At 63.2% G+C, this 15,328-nt stretch carries 15 protein-coding genes; 7 read left to right on the forward strand and 8 right to left on the reverse strand.

Annotated elements, in window-relative coordinates:
* Positions 1–131 precede the first annotated feature (131 nt).
* The 6 genes from C5N93_RS11505 to C5N93_RS11530 all read right to left on the reverse strand — a co-directional run bounded on the left by C5N93_RS11505 (position 132) and on the right by C5N93_RS11530 (position 6,820).
* Positions 132–869, reverse strand: a complete 738-nt coding sequence (locus C5N93_RS11505) for a transporter substrate-binding domain-containing protein (protein WP_242559361.1) — start codon at positions 867–869, stop codon at positions 132–134.
* Between the two features lie 39 nt (positions 870–908).
* Positions 909–1,655, reverse strand: coding sequence for an IclR family transcriptional regulator (locus tag C5N93_RS11510; protein WP_242559362.1), 747 nt, complete (start codon positions 1,653–1,655; stop codon positions 909–911).
* A 266-nt stretch (positions 1,656–1,921) separates the two neighbouring features.
* On the reverse strand, positions 1,922–3,451 hold the full coding sequence (locus C5N93_RS11515) for an AMP-binding protein (protein ID WP_242559363.1): 1,530 nt from the start codon (positions 3,449–3,451) through the stop codon (positions 1,922–1,924).
* A 176-nt stretch (positions 3,452–3,627) separates the two neighbouring features.
* A complete protein-coding gene (locus C5N93_RS11520; protein WP_242559364.1) occupies positions 3,628–4,872 on the reverse strand; it encodes an acyl-CoA dehydrogenase family protein in 1,245 nt (414 codons plus the stop codon).
* 50 nt (positions 4,873–4,922) lie between these two features.
* Positions 4,923–5,777 carry an alpha/beta hydrolase gene (locus C5N93_RS11525; RefSeq protein ID WP_242559365.1) on the reverse strand — a complete coding sequence of 285 codons (855 nt, stop codon included), beginning with the start codon at positions 5,775–5,777 and terminating at the stop codon, positions 4,923–4,925.
* Positions 5,774–6,820 carry a peptidase M29 gene (locus C5N93_RS11530; RefSeq protein ID WP_150721319.1) on the reverse strand — a complete coding sequence of 349 codons (1,047 nt, stop codon included), beginning with the start codon at positions 6,818–6,820 and terminating at the stop codon, positions 5,774–5,776. The genes C5N93_RS11525 and C5N93_RS11530 overlap by 4 nt, the downstream gene beginning before the upstream one ends.
* A gap of 136 nt (positions 6,821–6,956) precedes the next feature.
* Between C5N93_RS11530 and C5N93_RS11535 the strand changes: the two genes are divergently transcribed.
* The 5 genes from C5N93_RS11535 to kynA all read left to right on the forward strand — a co-directional run bounded on the left by C5N93_RS11535 (position 6,957) and on the right by kynA (position 11,219).
* On the forward strand, positions 6,957–7,496 hold the full coding sequence (locus C5N93_RS11535; protein ID WP_069342672.1) for a flavin reductase family protein: 540 nt from the start codon (positions 6,957–6,959) through the stop codon (positions 7,494–7,496).
* Between the two features lie 8 nt (positions 7,497–7,504).
* Entirely contained in the window at positions 7,505–7,951 is a 447-nt protein-coding gene (locus tag C5N93_RS11540; protein ID WP_242559366.1) for a MarR family winged helix-turn-helix transcriptional regulator, read from the forward strand.
* A gap of 247 nt (positions 7,952–8,198) precedes the next feature.
* Positions 8,199–8,885: an arylformamidase gene (gene kynB / locus C5N93_RS11545; RefSeq protein WP_242559367.1), complete on the forward strand. Its 687-nt coding sequence runs from the start codon at positions 8,199–8,201 to the stop codon at positions 8,883–8,885.
* Between the two features lie 65 nt (positions 8,886–8,950).
* Entirely contained in the window at positions 8,951–10,204 is a 1,254-nt protein-coding gene (gene kynU / locus C5N93_RS11550; RefSeq protein WP_069342670.1) for a kynureninase, read from the forward strand.
* 16 nt (positions 10,205–10,220) lie between these two features.
* The gene (gene kynA, locus C5N93_RS11555; RefSeq protein WP_242559368.1) at positions 10,221–11,219 is read left to right on the forward strand and encodes a tryptophan 2,3-dioxygenase; all 999 of its coding nucleotides are present in this window, start codon (positions 10,221–10,223) and stop codon (positions 11,217–11,219) included.
* A gap of 362 nt (positions 11,220–11,581) precedes the next feature.
* On the opposite strand, the gene C5N93_RS11560 is transcribed toward kynA, so the two are convergent.
* Positions 11,582–12,430 (reverse strand): IclR family transcriptional regulator, encoded by an 849-nt coding sequence (locus C5N93_RS11560; RefSeq protein ID WP_242559369.1) that lies wholly within the window; start codon positions 12,428–12,430, stop codon positions 11,582–11,584.
* A 153-nt stretch (positions 12,431–12,583) separates the two neighbouring features.
* On the opposite strand from C5N93_RS11560, the gene C5N93_RS11565 reads away from it, so the two are divergent.
* Positions 12,584–13,777 carry an acyl-CoA dehydrogenase gene (locus C5N93_RS11565; protein WP_150721324.1) on the forward strand — a complete coding sequence of 398 codons (1,194 nt, stop codon included), beginning with the start codon at positions 12,584–12,586 and terminating at the stop codon, positions 13,775–13,777.
* Between the two features lie 352 nt (positions 13,778–14,129).
* Here the strand turns inward: C5N93_RS11565 and C5N93_RS11570 are convergent, their stop codons facing one another.
* Positions 14,130–14,768 (reverse strand): peroxiredoxin, encoded by a 639-nt coding sequence (locus C5N93_RS11570; protein ID WP_069342667.1) that lies wholly within the window; start codon positions 14,766–14,768, stop codon positions 14,130–14,132.
* A gap of 225 nt (positions 14,769–14,993) precedes the next feature.
* On the opposite strand from C5N93_RS11570, the gene C5N93_RS11575 reads away from it, so the two are divergent.
* Positions 14,994–15,302, forward strand: coding sequence for a YqjD family protein (locus C5N93_RS11575; protein WP_069342666.1), 309 nt, complete (start codon positions 14,994–14,996; stop codon positions 15,300–15,302).
* Positions 15,303–15,328: the final 26 nt, after the last annotated feature.

Below are 15,328 nucleotides of genomic sequence, written 5' to 3' on the forward strand. Positions count from 1 at the left end.
ACGTCGCCCTGCGAAGGGTGACGGCCAGCCCGCCCGGGTAGTGCTCAGGGTGACGACGTGGGCGAGGTCGCCCCGGATCGGTGCGACGGTTCGCGCGTCGTCGTGCCCCGACGTCAGACCTCAGTCAGACCTTACTTCGACGAACCGAAGTACTTGGTGACCAGTGCGGCGTAAGTGCCGTCGGCACGCACCTTTTCCAGCGCCTTGTTCATCTCTTCGGTCAGCGCCTTGTCGTCCTTACGCAGGGCGAAGCCGTAGCGCTCGACGGTCAGCGTCTTGTCGAGCACCTTCACGGCCGGATTGGCCTTCGCGTACAGCAGCGCAGCCGGCTTGCCGGTCACGGCGGCGTCGGCACGGCCGATCTTCACGAGTTCGAACATCTGGTCGTTCTTCTCGACTTCCACGCGCGAGACCTTCGGGTAGTTTTCCGTCAGGAACTGCACCGACTTCGTACCGACCTGCACCGAGATCTTCTTGCCGTTCAGATCGGCCGGTTCCTTGATGCTGGTGTTGTCAGCCTTGACCATGATGGCCAGACCGCCGGTGTAGTACGGGTGCGTGAAGTTCACGGCCTTCAGGCGTTCGTCGGTGATGTAGATCGCCGAAGCGGCCACGTCGACACGCTTGGACAGCACGGCCGGGATCAGGCCCTTGAAATCGATATCCGTCCACTCGACCTTCTTGCCCATGGCCTTGCCGAGCGCTTCGATCATTTCCACGTCGAAGCCGGTACGCTTACCGTTTTCCACGTATTCGAACGGCGGGAAGGTCGCGTCGGTGGCAACACGCAGCACGTCGTCGGCAGCGAAAACCTTGGTCGAGCAGGTGACGGCCAGCGCCATCGTGAACAGGATGTGACGCAATTTCATCTGGTACTCCTTCGTGTAGTCTCGGTTCGGAAAAACCGGTTAAAAGTACTGCAATCGATTCGAAATACGCTCAGCTGCCGCCACCGTCAGGCGGATCAGCTCCTCGTGGCGCTGCGCCACACGCACGGCCGGCGCCATCAGGGTGATGGTGCCTTCCAGACGTTCCTTCGCGGCAAACACCGGGGCCGACACGCCCCACACGCCGAAGTCCACTTCGCTCTCCGACACGGCATACCGCTGCTTGCGAATCTCGTCGATCTGCGCAACGAGACGCTCCTGCGCAACCGGCTGACCCGCCAGTTGGCGACCGATCAGGTTATCGCGGGTGGTTTGGGGAAGGAAGGAGAGCAAGGCCTTGGCCGACGCGCCGTGCACCAGCGGGTGCGCACGTCCCTTGGCGAACGAGCAACGCAGCGACTGCTCGCTCTCGTGCATGTCGAGGCAGACGACCTGACCGTTCGCGGCGACGAGCAGACCGACGGTCTCCCCGGTGCGCTGCACGAGGGCGTCGATCTCTTCACGCGCCTGGGTGACTAGATGCGAGTTGTGGTCGAAACCCCACGCCAATTGCACGCCAACCGGACCCGGTTCATAGAGCGCCTCATGGGCATGCTCTTGCACCAGGCCCCACTTCTTGAGCGGCACGAGGTGGCGGTAAACCGTAGAGAGCGGCAGGCTCGTTTGCGCGGCGATCTCGCGTGCCGCGATCGGGCGTCCATGACGCGCCACAGTCACAAGGACTTGCAGTACGCGCTCGGAGACCGAATGCGCTTCGGTGGTGTCCATCGTCTTCAAAAACTAAAGAAAGCAAAAAAACCGGCAGGCGGTGCCGCCGATGACGACATGGGCGCTATCTTGCGATGCAATTCCCAAAGTAAAAAATGCGATTCTCATCGGATGGTAACAAATTGGGAGATTACGCATAGGGACTTTCCCTTATGCATCGCGGAAGTCCAGCATAAAAAAACGCCGAGTCCCTTGTGTGACAAGGCGCTCGGCGTTTTTAAGCAAAAACTGAATAAAGATTCTGATTAGCGAATACGGGTAGACATTTACGAATCCGGGCCGTCGGATAGCCACTCGATGAGAATCGGTTTTTGCACTTTCCCAAGGGCGCTCTTGGGCAGGTTGTCGAAAACGACCACGCGCCGCGGCAGTTTGAAGCGTGCAATGCGCGTGCCGAGGAAGTCGAGCACCGACGTCTGCGTCGCAGGCGATTCCGCCGTCGGCACAACCACGGCAACGGGCACTTCACCCCATCGCTCGTCCGGCACACCGACGACCGACGCTTCCATCACGCCCGGGCAGTCGACCAGCGCATTCTCGATCTCGGCCGGGTAGATGTTCTCGCCACCCGAGATGATCATGTCCTTGCTGCGGCCAACGACCTCGTAACAGCCATCCTCGCGCAGTCGTGCGAGGTCGCCCGAGTGAAACCAGCCGTCTGCAAACGAGACGTGACCGGGCGCGCGCCAGTACTCGCGCATGACGTTCGGCGCACGCACCAGAATCTCGCCGACGTGGCCGGGCGGCACGTCTTGCCCTGCCGCATCAACCAGACGGACTTCCACGCCCGGACACGCACGTCCCACCGCGCCGGGATGCGCCTTCGCTTCGCCGAAGCGCAGCGCGATCGACACCGGCCCGGTTTCCGTCGCGCCATACACCTGCCCCAGCGGAATGCCTCGCGCGTGAAAGGCGTCGATGGCAGACATCGGTACGACACTCGATCCGGCCATCACGCCGCGCAGCGACGAGACGTCCGTCGTCGCCCACATCGGGTGCATCTGCACGGCGCGCATCGTGGCGGGCACCATCAGCGACAGCGTCGGGCGATGTCGCGCGACGTCTGCGAGCCACGCTGCCGGATCGAAGCGAGGGTGCAGCGTGACGCTGGCGCCCCGCAACAGCGCCGGGAGCGTCTGAATGCACAGACCGCCGACGTGGAACATCGGCAGCGTCGAGAGCACATGATCGTCGGCGCGCATGTCGTGCGACCACCAGCTCGCCTCGGCATTGGCCAGCAAGCCCGCCTGCGTATGCAGCGCGCCTTTGGGCTCCCCCGTCGTGCCGGAGGTGTATGCGAGCAGCACAGGCGCGTCGGGCGAGACGTCGGGGTAATGGACCGGTTTGACGGACGGCACTGCGATCAGGCCTTCGATCGGCGCGATGGCGGGCGGCGGCAAATCGGTGATGACGTCCTGTTCCAGCGTGTCGCGGATCTGGCGCGCGGCGTCACGATGCGCCGCGTCGAACCACAGCACGCGCACGCCGGCATGGCGCACGATTGCGGCCAGTTCAGGCACGGCAAGACGAAAATTCAGCGGCAGGAAGATGGCGCCGGCTCGCGCGCAAGCGAACAACAGCGCCAGTTGCAGTTCGTCGTTCAGACCGAGGCACGCGACACGATCGCCGGGGGCGATGCGCCACGTCTCACGCAGATGACCGCCTACGCGCTCGATGCGCCGCCATAGCGCGGCGTAGTCCGTCGTCAGGGCTTGCTCACCCACGCCGCACCGCAGCGCCAGCCGCTCGGGCGTGGCGCGCGCGTGACGGGCAAGCGCTTCTACAAAAGGCGTCAAACTTGTTCTCCGTGACAAGAGAGACGGCAAGGCGCTCGTCGCCTCGCCGTTTCGCTGAACCACTGACCTGCCGATTTTTTTGCGATCTGCGATCTGCCGTCGACATGTCAACATGCCGACTTGCCAACGCATAACCTCGTCGAGCACTCACCGATGACCCGACGCGTTCGCCGCGATTACTCGTCGCGCTCACCTGGCTCGTAGAGCGCTTCGCGCCCGATACGGTCGAGGCACAGCTCCGCCGTCCACGGCAGCATCAGCGCACCGCAGCGCGAGTCGCGATACATGCGTTCGAGCGGCAGCGTCTTGAGCATCGACTGTCCGCCGCAAGTACGAATCGCGAGACGGCACAACTCATTCGCATTCTCCATGATCGTGTACTGCGCCGCATAGGCGCGCAGACGCGCTTCCTTGCCCGGATCGGCACGACCGTCCTGCAACGCGCGCAGGAACAACGCGCGCGTCTGCTCCAGCATGATGTGCATTTGCGCGACGGCGATCTGCTTGGTCGGATACATACGGCGCTTGACCGGCGCGCCCATGCCTTCGGCTTCGCCGCGCAGATAGCGCACGGTGAAGTCGTAGGCGGCCTGCGCGATCCCCATGTACGTCGGCGCGAGCGTCATGAACATGTGCGGCCAGCGGCTCGCTGCCTGATAGTAGACACCGCGCGGCATCAGTTGCAGTTCATCGGCAACGAACACGTCCTTGAACAGCAGCGTACGCGAGACGGTGCCACGCATGCCGAGCGGGTCCCAGTCGCCGGTGACGGTCACGCCCGGGGCGTCGCCCGGCACGGCGATGTAGAACGTGTCTTTCATCGACAGTTCGGGCTTCTCTTCCGTACAGAGCACGCCGTAGTAGTTCGCGGCGCCGGAGAGCGACGCGAAGATCTTGCGGCCATTGATGAGCCAGCCGCCGTCGACCTTCGTCGCGGTGGTGCCGAACGGCGCCTTGCCGGCAGCCGCCGCACTGCCCTCGGAGAACGGTTGCGCGTAAATCGCACCGTCCTGAATCACGCGCTCGAAGTGATGTTTGCGATACCCCGCGTGCTCGGCGCGTTGCTCGGGGGTCATGTCGAGATCGTCGGCCAGAATGCCGGTCCACATCATCGAGCACGTATGCATGTTGAACGTGAGCGCCGTCGCGCCGCAATGGCGCCCCAACTCGGCGGACACCATCATGTACGTGGCGAAGTCGGCGCCCAGACCGCCGTCCGCTTCGGGAATGCATAGCTTGAGCAGGCCGGCCGCGCGCATGTCGTCGTAGTTCTCGAACGGGAACGACGCTTCGCGATCCCAGCGAGCGGCGCGCGGCGCGAGCGACTCGCGTCCTACCTGTTCGGCCAGCGCCAGCAGGCGCCGCTGCTTGTCCGTGAGCGGGTAGTGCTCGCCGACGATCGAAGGGGGCTGATAGGCCACGGTAGTCTCCTGATAGGTTCTTGGGGTGCCTGAGTGCGGGCAGGCGGTGGCTAGCGTGCCGAGAGGAACGCTTGCACCTCGGCGTCGAATGCCGCCGGATGCGTGAGATTCATGAGATGACCCGCGCCGGGCAGACAGACGTAACGTGCGTCGGGAATAGCTTCGGCCATGCGCGCCATGACCTTCGGCGGTGCGTTGTTGTCGTGCTCACCGGCAATGAGCAGCACCGGCACGGATAGACGCGTCAGCGCGGCACGCTGCTCGAAGCCGACGAGCGCCTGCAATGCCGCACGGTAGGCGTCGGGCGTGAGTGCGCCCATGGCATCGACGGCCAGCGCCTGCGCCTGTTCACGGGTGACATCGTCGGGCTCGCCCAGCATGCCCGGCACGATCGCCTGCGCCATCTCGCGCAGGGTCTTGCCCGCATCGAGCGGCGCGGTGCGTTGGCGCACGAATTCGCGCTGAAAATCGCCGTCCGGCTTGCCGAACGCGGGCGATGTGCCACACAGCACGAGGCCCGCGATATCGCGAGTGAAGGGCTCGCCGCGTGACATCAATTCCTGTACGACCATGCCGCCCATGCTGTGACCGACGAGCACGAACCGCGAAGCGCCGAGCGACGTCAGACGGTCGAGCAACGCGCGCAGGCTGTCGGCGAGCGCCGCCATCGTCGGCGCGGCGGGCATGGCGCTTTCGCCGTACCCCGGCATATCCCAGGCCACCACGCGATAGCCCGCCGCGACGAACGTCCCGAACTGAGCGGGCCAGACATCACGATTGCCGCCGATGCCGTGCAGCAGCACGAGCGTGAGCGGTCCCTCGCCCGCAACACGATAGGTCGGACAGGCCGGACCGTCAGACTGACCGGACTGCGTGGATGATGTGGGCGGAACGGTCGTCGTCATGCGAACTCGCCTTGCAGTTCACCGTCGCGCACGACGACGTCGCCATCGAGCGAGATCGTGCATTTGCGCAGCGGCAGATCGAAGTGGCCCAGCGTGTGGCGACCGGCGACTTCGTTGGCCCCCGTCGAATAGAGGAAGTTGCCCGCGAAGGCGCGCTGCTCCGTACCGTTGCAGTCGCGCTTGTCGTAGCAGGCGAGCGCATCCCAGCGTGCGCGCTGGTTCAGACCGAAGCCGACGTGCGAGACGGCGTACGCCTCGCGATCGCCCCAGGCGGCAAAGTAGTCGCGCATGAGATCGACGTCCACGCCCTCACCGTCGATGGCGACGACGTAATCGTCCTCGACGGTGAGCGCGATGCGATCGCGCAAATACTGTTTGAAGGTGAGGTTGATGTCGCCCGGCGCGAGCACGAGTTGGCCGCTCACGCTGTGCGCGGCGGGGAACGCCAGCGCCAGCCCGCCGGGCCAGTGCGCGACCTGCCCGGGCTTGGCACACCAGCCCCACACGCCGCCCACGCGCGCGTCGCGAAGTCCGATGCGCAGATCGGTGCCGGCGGCAGACGTCACATGCATCTGTGCTGCACTGCGCAAGCGCTTGATCGCGGCACGCACCTTCGGCTCCAGCGCCGGGTCGGTCGCACAGCGTTCCAGAATCTCGGGATGTTCGTTGGAGACCATCAGCACGCGCGCGCCGCCGCCCAGAATGTCGGGCAGTTCGGGGGCATGCAGCAAGCCTTCGACCGTGCAGTCCACAACGAGGGTCGCAGCCTTGAGGGCCGCCACGACGGGGGCGAGTTGCCCCAGGGCGTCGCTCGCGCCGGTCGAGCGCACGGGCACCGGTGCAGACACGCGCGGGCTGGGCACGACCAGCCGGAATGGCCTTGCGCCAAGCGACTCGGCGGCCAGTTGCGCTAATTCCACGTTGACAGGCCGGGATTGCGTTTCAGCTACAATCGCCACCACGTCACCGGGTCGTATGTCGCAGCGCCGCAAAGTCTCGGCAAATACGTCGATCCACTTATGCTCGATTCGCTCGATCAGCATATCGTCTCCTGAGCGCCTGACCTTCTCGCCCCGAAAGGGAGCCATGTTTGGCCATCACGCGTCTTGTCGATCTGTTGTTCGTGCCATAGTATATGAATATTCATACAAATCAACCCGATCAAATTTACCGGACGCAATGGACGGGAGTGCAGGGAAAGTGAACGTCAAACACGCCACAGCGCCGGACTTCGACAGCGCGGCTTTTCGCAGTGCGCTCGGTCAATTCGCCACCGGTGTCACCGTCATTACCACGCGGGCCGACGATGGCTCGCTCATCGGCATTACCGCCAGTTCGTTCAACTCGGTGTCGCTCACGCCGCCACTCATCTTGTGGAGTCTGGCTACGCGCGCCGGCAGCATGCCTGTCTTCCGTGAAAACTCGCACTATGCGGTGAATGTGCTGGCGGCCGATCAACTCGACCTGTGCAAGCGTTTCGCCACGATGAAGGGCGACCGGTTCGCGGGCGTGCCGTACACGCTGTCGGCGTCGGGTACGCCGGTGCTCGACGGCGCGCTCGCCTGGTTCGAATGCCACAACCGCAGCCGGTACGACGAGGGCGACCATGTCATCTTCGTGGGCGAAGTCGAGCGTTGCGGCGTGCATGAGGAAGTGGCGGATCGCATGCCGCTGATCTTCCACGCTGGCGGCTTCCACAAGCCGCAGTCGCTGGGCTGAGGCGCGCGATGTCCGTGGCGGGCGCGCCGTTCGTCGACGACTATCTGGCGTATCTGCTCGCCCGCGCGAGCGCGCTCGTCTCGGACGAATTCCATCGTGAAGTCGCCGCCGCCGGTCTGGGCGTGCTGGAGTGGCGCGTGCTCGCTACGCTCTCCGACGCCCGGGCGCGTACCGTCAATCAACTCGCGGACATCGTGCTTGCCAAGCAGCCCACGGTCACCAAGGTCATCGACCGGCTCGAGGCGGCGGGATATGTCGTGCGAGGTGCGAGTGCCACCGACAAGCGCCAGTCGCTCGTGTCGCTAACCGAGGCGGGCGTCGTTCACGTCACGCCACTGCTCGATAGTGCACGCCGTCATGAAGCGCATGTGCTTGCGCGGTTTGGCGAGACGCAATCGGCGCAGTTGAAGGACTCGCTGCGCGAACTCATCCAGCAGATGACACAGGGCCGGTAGTCGCAGACGCGATTTGCCCCAGCGCTCCTACGCTATCCCCCGCCCTGCCTGAGCGCCCTGTCCGAATTCTGTCGAACTCGCATCGAATTCGACCAATTTCGCGAAAATTAAAATAATCCACCGCGAAAACGGCAAAAATGTTTGCCGGGTTTCAATCTGACGTTTCACGCCCTTCGAATACGCAAGCACCTGCGGCGAGGAATTTCCTACACTATGTGGGACTTTTCCTTTCACAAAACGCTTGCGCATGAACGCTTCGAACGTTTCGAACGCCTCGGACAAAACCGTCGCACACGCCCAGACGCGCAAGCGTCGCGTGTGGGATATCAGCGCACCGCTCTCGGCCAGCACGCCGGTGTGGCCGGGCGACACCCCGTTCACCGAGGAGGCCGTCTGGCAGATCGGTCCGGGCTGCCCGGTCAATGTGGGGCGCATCACGTTGTCGCCGCACACCGGCGCCCATGCCGACGCCCCACGTCACTACGACGATGCCGGTGCGTTCATCGGGGAAGTCGATCTTCAGACGTATCTGGGGCCGTGCCGGGTGATTCACTGCCTCGGCGCCGCGCCGGTCGTCACGCCCGAGATGGTCGAAGCGCACCTGAAGGATGTGCCGCCGCGCGTGCTGCTGCGCACCTATGCGCACGCCCCCGTCGCGCAGTGGGATAGCGCCTTCTGCGCGGTTGCGCCCGAGACCATCGATCTGCTTGCCTCGCACGGCGTGAAGCTCGTGGGCATCGATACGCCGTCGCTCGATCCGCAGGAGAGCAAGACGATGGACGCGCACCACCGCATTCGCGCGCATCGCATGGCGATTCTCGAAGGGCTGGTGCTCGACGCCATCGAGCCTGCCGATTACGAACTCATTGCCCTGCCGCTCAAGTTCATGCGACTCGACGCCAGTCCGGTTCGCGCCGTGCTGCGTTCGCTCTGAGCGTCATCGCACGCCGTTTTTTGCTTCGATTGCCTTTACAACATCCATACCTACCAACGCAAACCATGACGTCTTCTCGCAACGATTGTCTGGCCCTCGACTCGGCCGATCCGCTCGCTCCGCTACGCGCACAATTCGATCTGCCGCCGGGGGTCATCTATCTCGATGGCAACTCGCTGGGGGCGCGTCCGATCGCGTCGGCCAAGCGGGCTCAGGAAGTGATTACCGCGGAATGGGGCGTGGGTCTCATTCGCAGCTGGAACGAAGCCGACTGGTTCGCGCTGCCACGTACGCTGGGTGATGCACTGGCACCGATCGTCGGCGCGGGCAAGGGGGAAGTCGTGGTGACGGACACCACGTCGAGCAACCTGTTCAAGGTGATGGCCGCGGCGCTCGACGCACAGCGCGCACGCGCGCCGCAGCGCAAGGTCGTTGTCTCCGAGCGCAGCAACTTCCCGACCGATCTGTACATCGTGCAGGGCCTGACACGTCTGCTCGACGACGGCTACTCGCTGCGTCTGATCGACTCGCCGGACGAACTGCAAAGCGCGCTGGGCGACGACGTCGCTGTGGTCCTGCTCACGCACGTGAACTACCGCACCGGCGCGATGTACGACATGGCGGCACGTACGGCGCAGATTCATGCGTCCGGCGCGTTGGCAGTGTGGGATCTGTGTCACTCGGCAGGTGCGGTACCCGTCGACCTGAACGGCGCGAACGCGGACTACGCCGTGGGTTGCACGTACAAGTACCTGAACGGCGGCCCGGGCGCGCCTGCGTTCGTGTGGGTCAACAAGAAGCATCAGGACACGTTCTGGCAGCCGCTGTCGGGCTGGTGGGGCCACCGCACGCCGTTCGCGATGACGCCGGAATACACGCCTGACGACGGCATCGGGCGTTACCTTTGCGGCACGCAGCCGATCGTCTCGCTCTCGCTGGTGCAATGTGGTCTGGACATCTTTGCGCAGACGTCGATGCAGGCGTTGCGCAGCAAGTCGCTCGCACTCACCGACCTGTTCATCAAGCTGGTGGAGGAGCGTTGCGCCGAATTCCCGTTGACGCTGGTCACGCCGCGCGACCATGCGGCGCGTGGGTCGCAGGTGAGCTTCGAGCATCCGGAAGGGTTTGCCGTGATTCAGGCGTTGATTGCGCGTGGCGTGATCGGCGACTACCGCGAGCCGCGCATCATGCGTTTCGGCATGACGCCGCTGTACACGAGCTTTGCCGACGTCTGGGACTCGGTCGAAATTCTGCGCGACGTGCTGAGCACGGGTTCGTGGGACAAGCCCGAGTTTCATCGTCGTGGCACGGTGACCTGAGCGAGGAGCGGTCAGCATGAGCAAGACTTCCCCCACGTCTCACGTACCGCCTTCGTCTACCGACACGCCGGCCGGCGAAGGCGCCGCACCGTCGCCGACTCAGGCATCGTCGGGTGGATGCCCGTTCGGGCATCGGAGCGACGAGACGGCAGGTGCGCCGAAGACCGAGGCCCCGGCATCGATGTCGGCGAACGCCAACGCGTGGCACGACGCCCAGCTCGATTTCTCGAAGAGCATGAGCTATGGCGACTACCTGTCGCTCGATCCGATTCTGAATGCGCAGCATCCGCGCTCGACCGATCACAACGAGATGCTGTTCATCATCCAGCATCAGACGAGTGAGTTGTGGATGAAGCTCGCACTGTATGAGTTGCAGGCAGCGCGCACGGCGGTGCATAACGACGAACTGCCGCCGGCGTTCAAGATGCTCGCGCGCGTGTCGCGCATTCTCGAGCAACTGGTGCAGGCATGGAGCGTGCTCGCGACGATGACGCCGTCGGAGTATTCGTCGATGCGTCCGTCGCTGGGCAGCTCATCGGGCTTCCAGTCGTATCAGTACCGCATTCTGGAGTTCATGCTGGGCAACAAGAATGTGGCGATGCTCCAGCCGCATTCGCATCGTCCCGATCTGTTCCAGCAGGTCGAGGCGGCCCTCAAGGCGCCGTCGTTCTACGATGAAGTGGTGCGCTTGCTCGCGCGTCGCGGATTTGCGATTGCGCCGGCGCGGCTGGATCGCGACTGGACGAAGCCGACGCCGCACGACAAGACCGTCGAAGCGGCTTGGCTGGAGGTGTATCGCAATCCCTCGCAGCATTGGGAACTCTACGAGATGGCCGAAGAACTGGTCGATCTCGAAGACGCATTCCGTCAATGGCGCTTCCGTCACGTGACGACCGTCGAGCGCATCATCGGCTTCAAGCAAGGGACCGGCGGCACCAACGGCGCGCCCTATCTGCGCAAGATGCTCGATGTCGTGCTGTTCCCTGAGTTGTGGCACGTGCGGACGTTGTTGTGATTTGGACCTTCACGTAGAGACGGTTTTCGCCGTCTCTTATGCCCGGGGCTGCGGCGCTGAGTGTTTCGGCATTTTGCGGTCCGCCGATGTAACCCATCTTATAGAGACGGCTCTCGCCCTCTCCTATGCCCGGGGCTGCGGCGCTTGCCCGGCCCCTGACTCCGCTCCAATGCTTGTTAAGTCGCTACGTCAGGGGCCGGACAATCACCGCCATCGAATGCCCTATGCGTTGCCGCCCGCAGTGCGGTCGGTGTCATCGCATCGACAGCGGTTGCGAATCGGGTTGGGGGTCGCCCGCAGCGCGACTTAAAACGGTGTCGGAGTGCTGCGGGCGACCCCCAAGCCGATTGACCACTGACCGCTTAAGCGTTTCCGCTGAGCCGAGCGGCCAACTGTTTCAACCGGGGTCCGATCTCCTCACGAAAAACCGCATCGGGAATCGACGACGACGGCCCGCTGCAACTGATCGCGAGCCACCGGTTTTGCCGCACGTCGCGCAACGGCACCGCAACGGCATTCACTCCTTCATGCCAGTCGCGGAACGAGTAACAACACCCCTCCCGCTTGTACGATTCGACGCCCTTGCCGACCCCGGCCCGCAACGCCTCCCATCCCATATTGCGCAGTGCCGCCGGATTCGCATCGTAGGCGTCATGCAAGTCGGAGAGCATCGTCTCGCGCTCAGTTGGCGTCATGGCCGCGAGATAGACGCGCCCCATCGAACTTGTCAGCATCGACAGACGCGACCCCGCCGTCAAACCCAGCGTGAGATGCGCCGAGTCGCTGCGAATCGTCTCGAGATACATCATGTCGAGGCCTTCGCGACAACCGAGTGAAATCGAGCACCCCATTTCCTTGGCCAACGCCCGCATGTGCGGACGCGCCAGCGTGAGCATGTCGGTACCGTTGAGGAATGCGTAGCCGAGGGCCAGCACGCCTGCGTCCAGCGCGTATTTGCCCAGTTCGGCGTCGTAACGCAGATAGCCGAGTTCGGTCAGCGTGTACGCCAGGCGGCTGACGGTCGCCTTGGGCAACCCCGTGCGGGCGGCAAAGTCGCGGTTGCCGAGTAACACGTCGTCGGGCCCGAAGGCCCGCAACAACTCCAGTCCCCGCGCGAGCGCCGTCACGAATTTGCGCTCGTCATGCGACGGCGGCACACCATGCGCCGGGGCACCGGCAAAGGCAGATAGGGACGTTTTGATCACAGCCATGGCGCACTCCGCTCCCAGTCATCACCAACAGCTTCGGCCAGTGCACGCACTGGCCGTTGCCGGGCAAAAAACTTTAGTGTTAAACTAACTTCGATTTCAGAACATTGTTCCGCATTGCGGAACTTCCGTCAAGTTGAATGGAGGAGAAGGGCCATGGCAGGCAATGCACAGTTTCATTGGGAAGATCCGCTGTTGCTCGACGCGCAGCTCACCACCGACGAGCGCATGATCCGCGATGCCGCGGCAGCCTATGCGAACGACAAGCTCGCGCCGCGCGTGCTCGAAGCGTTTCGTCATGAGCGCACCGATGCTGCGATCTTCCGCGAGATGGGCGAAATCGGTCTGCTCGGCCCGACGATTCCGGAACAATACGGCGGCCCCGGTCTGAACTATGTGGCTTACGGTCTGATCGCGCGTGAAGTGGAGCGCGTGGACTCGGGCTATCGCTCGATGATGTCGGTGCAGTCGTCGCTGGTGATGGTGCCCATCTACGAATTCGGCAGCGAAGCGCAGAAGCAGAAGTATTTGCCGAAGCTCGCGAGCGGTGAGTGGATCGGCTGCTTCGGTCTGACCGAACCGAACCATGGCTCGGATCCCGCCGGCATGACGACGCGTGCCAAGAAGGTCGCCGGCGGCTACGAGCTGAGCGGCGGCAAGATGTGGATCACGAACTCGCCGATCGCCGATGTCTTCGTCGTGTGGGGCAAGCTCGCCGACGAAAACGGCGAGGAGAAGATCCGCGGCTTCATACTCGAGAAGGGCTGGAAGGGTCTGTCGGCACCGGCGATTCACGGCAAGGTCGGCCTGCGGGCATCGATCACCGGCGAGATCGTGATGGATCAGGTCTTCGTGCCGGAAGAGAATCTGATGCCGGGCGTCTCCGGTCTGAAAGGCCCGTTCACGTGCCTGAACTCGGCGCGCTACGGTATCGCATGGGGCGCGCTGGGTGCCGCCGAATTCTGCTGGCATATGGCGCGTCAATATGTGCTCGACCGCCAGCAGTTCGGTCGCCCCCTCGCCGCCAATCAGTTGATTCAGAAGAAGCTGGCCGACATGCAGACGGAAATCACGCTGGGCCTGCAAGGTTGCCTGCGTCTGGGCCGCATGAAGGACGAAGGCACGGCAGCCGTCGAAATCACGTCGATCATGAAGCGCAATTCGTGCGGCAAGGCACTCGACGTCGCCCGCCTCGCCCGCGACATGCTCGGCGGTAACGGTATCTCGGACGAATTCGGTATCGCCCGCCATCTCGTGAACCTCGAAGTGGTCAACACGTACGAAGGCACGCACGACATCCACGCGCTGATTCTCGGCCGTGCGCAGACGGGCATTCAGGCGTTCTTCTGATCGCGTCGCCCTGCCGGTCGATCGGTCGCAGTCACCACGATCCGACCGGGGGCGATGATCTCTATGTGTTGAACCGGGCAGACGGCACGAGCAAGGGGCGGGCTTCCGAGCCTTCCCCGGCGGGTGCCGGAGACATCCGGTTCGATGCATCGCCGGAGTTGTCTGGTACGCGCCGTTCTCGCGCCGCATGCCGCGGGCCGTCAATCCCACGAGTGACGGCGCGTACCAAACAAAAATGCCAGCTCATCGAGCTGGCATTTTTTTCGACCGGGATACCGGTGCGTAACGTCGTGAACGTTGAGAACGTTACGTACTGGACGCCCGGCGTACCTACGTATGTCTTGCGACCGGCTTACTTGTTCGGTTGCGGCGTCAGACGCAGGTACGGACGCACGGCCTTGTAGCCCTTCGGGAATTTCTCCTTGAGCACAGCTTCGTCCTTGAGCGACGGCACGATCACCACGTCTTCGCCATCTTTCCAGTTACCCGGCGTGGCAACCGAGTAGTTGTCGGTCAGTTGCAGCGAATCGATGACACGCAGGATTTCGTCGAAGTTACGGCCCGTGCTCGCCGGGTACGTAATGGTCAGACGCACTTTCTTCTTCGGGTCGATCACGAACAGGGAACGCACCGTCACGGTTTCGCTGGCGTTCGGGTGAATCATGTCGTACAGCTGCGAGACCTTGCGATCCTTATCGGCCAGAATCGGGAAGTTGACCGTGGTGTTCTGCGTCTCGTTGATGTCGCTGATCCAGCCCTTGTGCGATTCGGCATCGTCCACCGACAGCGCGATGGCCTTCACGTTGCGTTTTTCGAACTCGCCCTTGAGCTTTGCGGTCAGACCGAGTTCGGTCGTGCACACCGGCGTGTAGTCGGCCGGGTGCGAGAAAAGGACACCCCAGCCATCGCCAAGGAACTCGTGAAACTTGATCGTACCGATCGACGAATCCTGCTCGAAATCGGGAGCGATATCACCCAAACGCAATGTCATTGACGGTCTCCTTGAGAACCTTTCACTCAGTGGGAACAAGACTAAAGGATGCTAAGCTTAGTCAGAACGAATAAAAAATTTGTTCCAAATAACGATTCGAAATATACCGCAGACAGGGTGTTGTTTTCTGGCAACGACGCATTGAAAGCGGTACGATAAGCCCCATATCCCCCGTACCCGCAGCATCGCTATTACGCATTTTCCTCCCAGAATCGGGTAATGACTATGTCGCAAGTGCCCACCAACAAGGAGAAGTTCATGACCGATATCAAATCCGTACTGGCCGACGCAGAAGATCTGCTCAAGCAAGCTGCCAACACGACCGGTGAGCGTGCTTCCGAACTGAGCGACCGCGCCCTGACGCTGCTCAAGCAAGCCAAGGAAAAAGCCTCGGACGTTCAGGTCGTCGTCGTGGAGAAGAGCAAGCAAGCCGCGCGTGCAACCGACGACTACGTGCACGATCATCCGTGGCAAGCCGTTGGCATCGCGGCCGGTATCGGCGTGGTGATCGGTCTGCTGCTCAACCGCAAGTAAGCATCGCCGACGCAAGTCACTTCTCG

This window comes from Pandoraea sp. LA3, from assembly GCF_022696215.1.
GTDB lineage: Bacteria > Pseudomonadota > Gammaproteobacteria > Burkholderiales > Burkholderiaceae > Pandoraea > Pandoraea capi.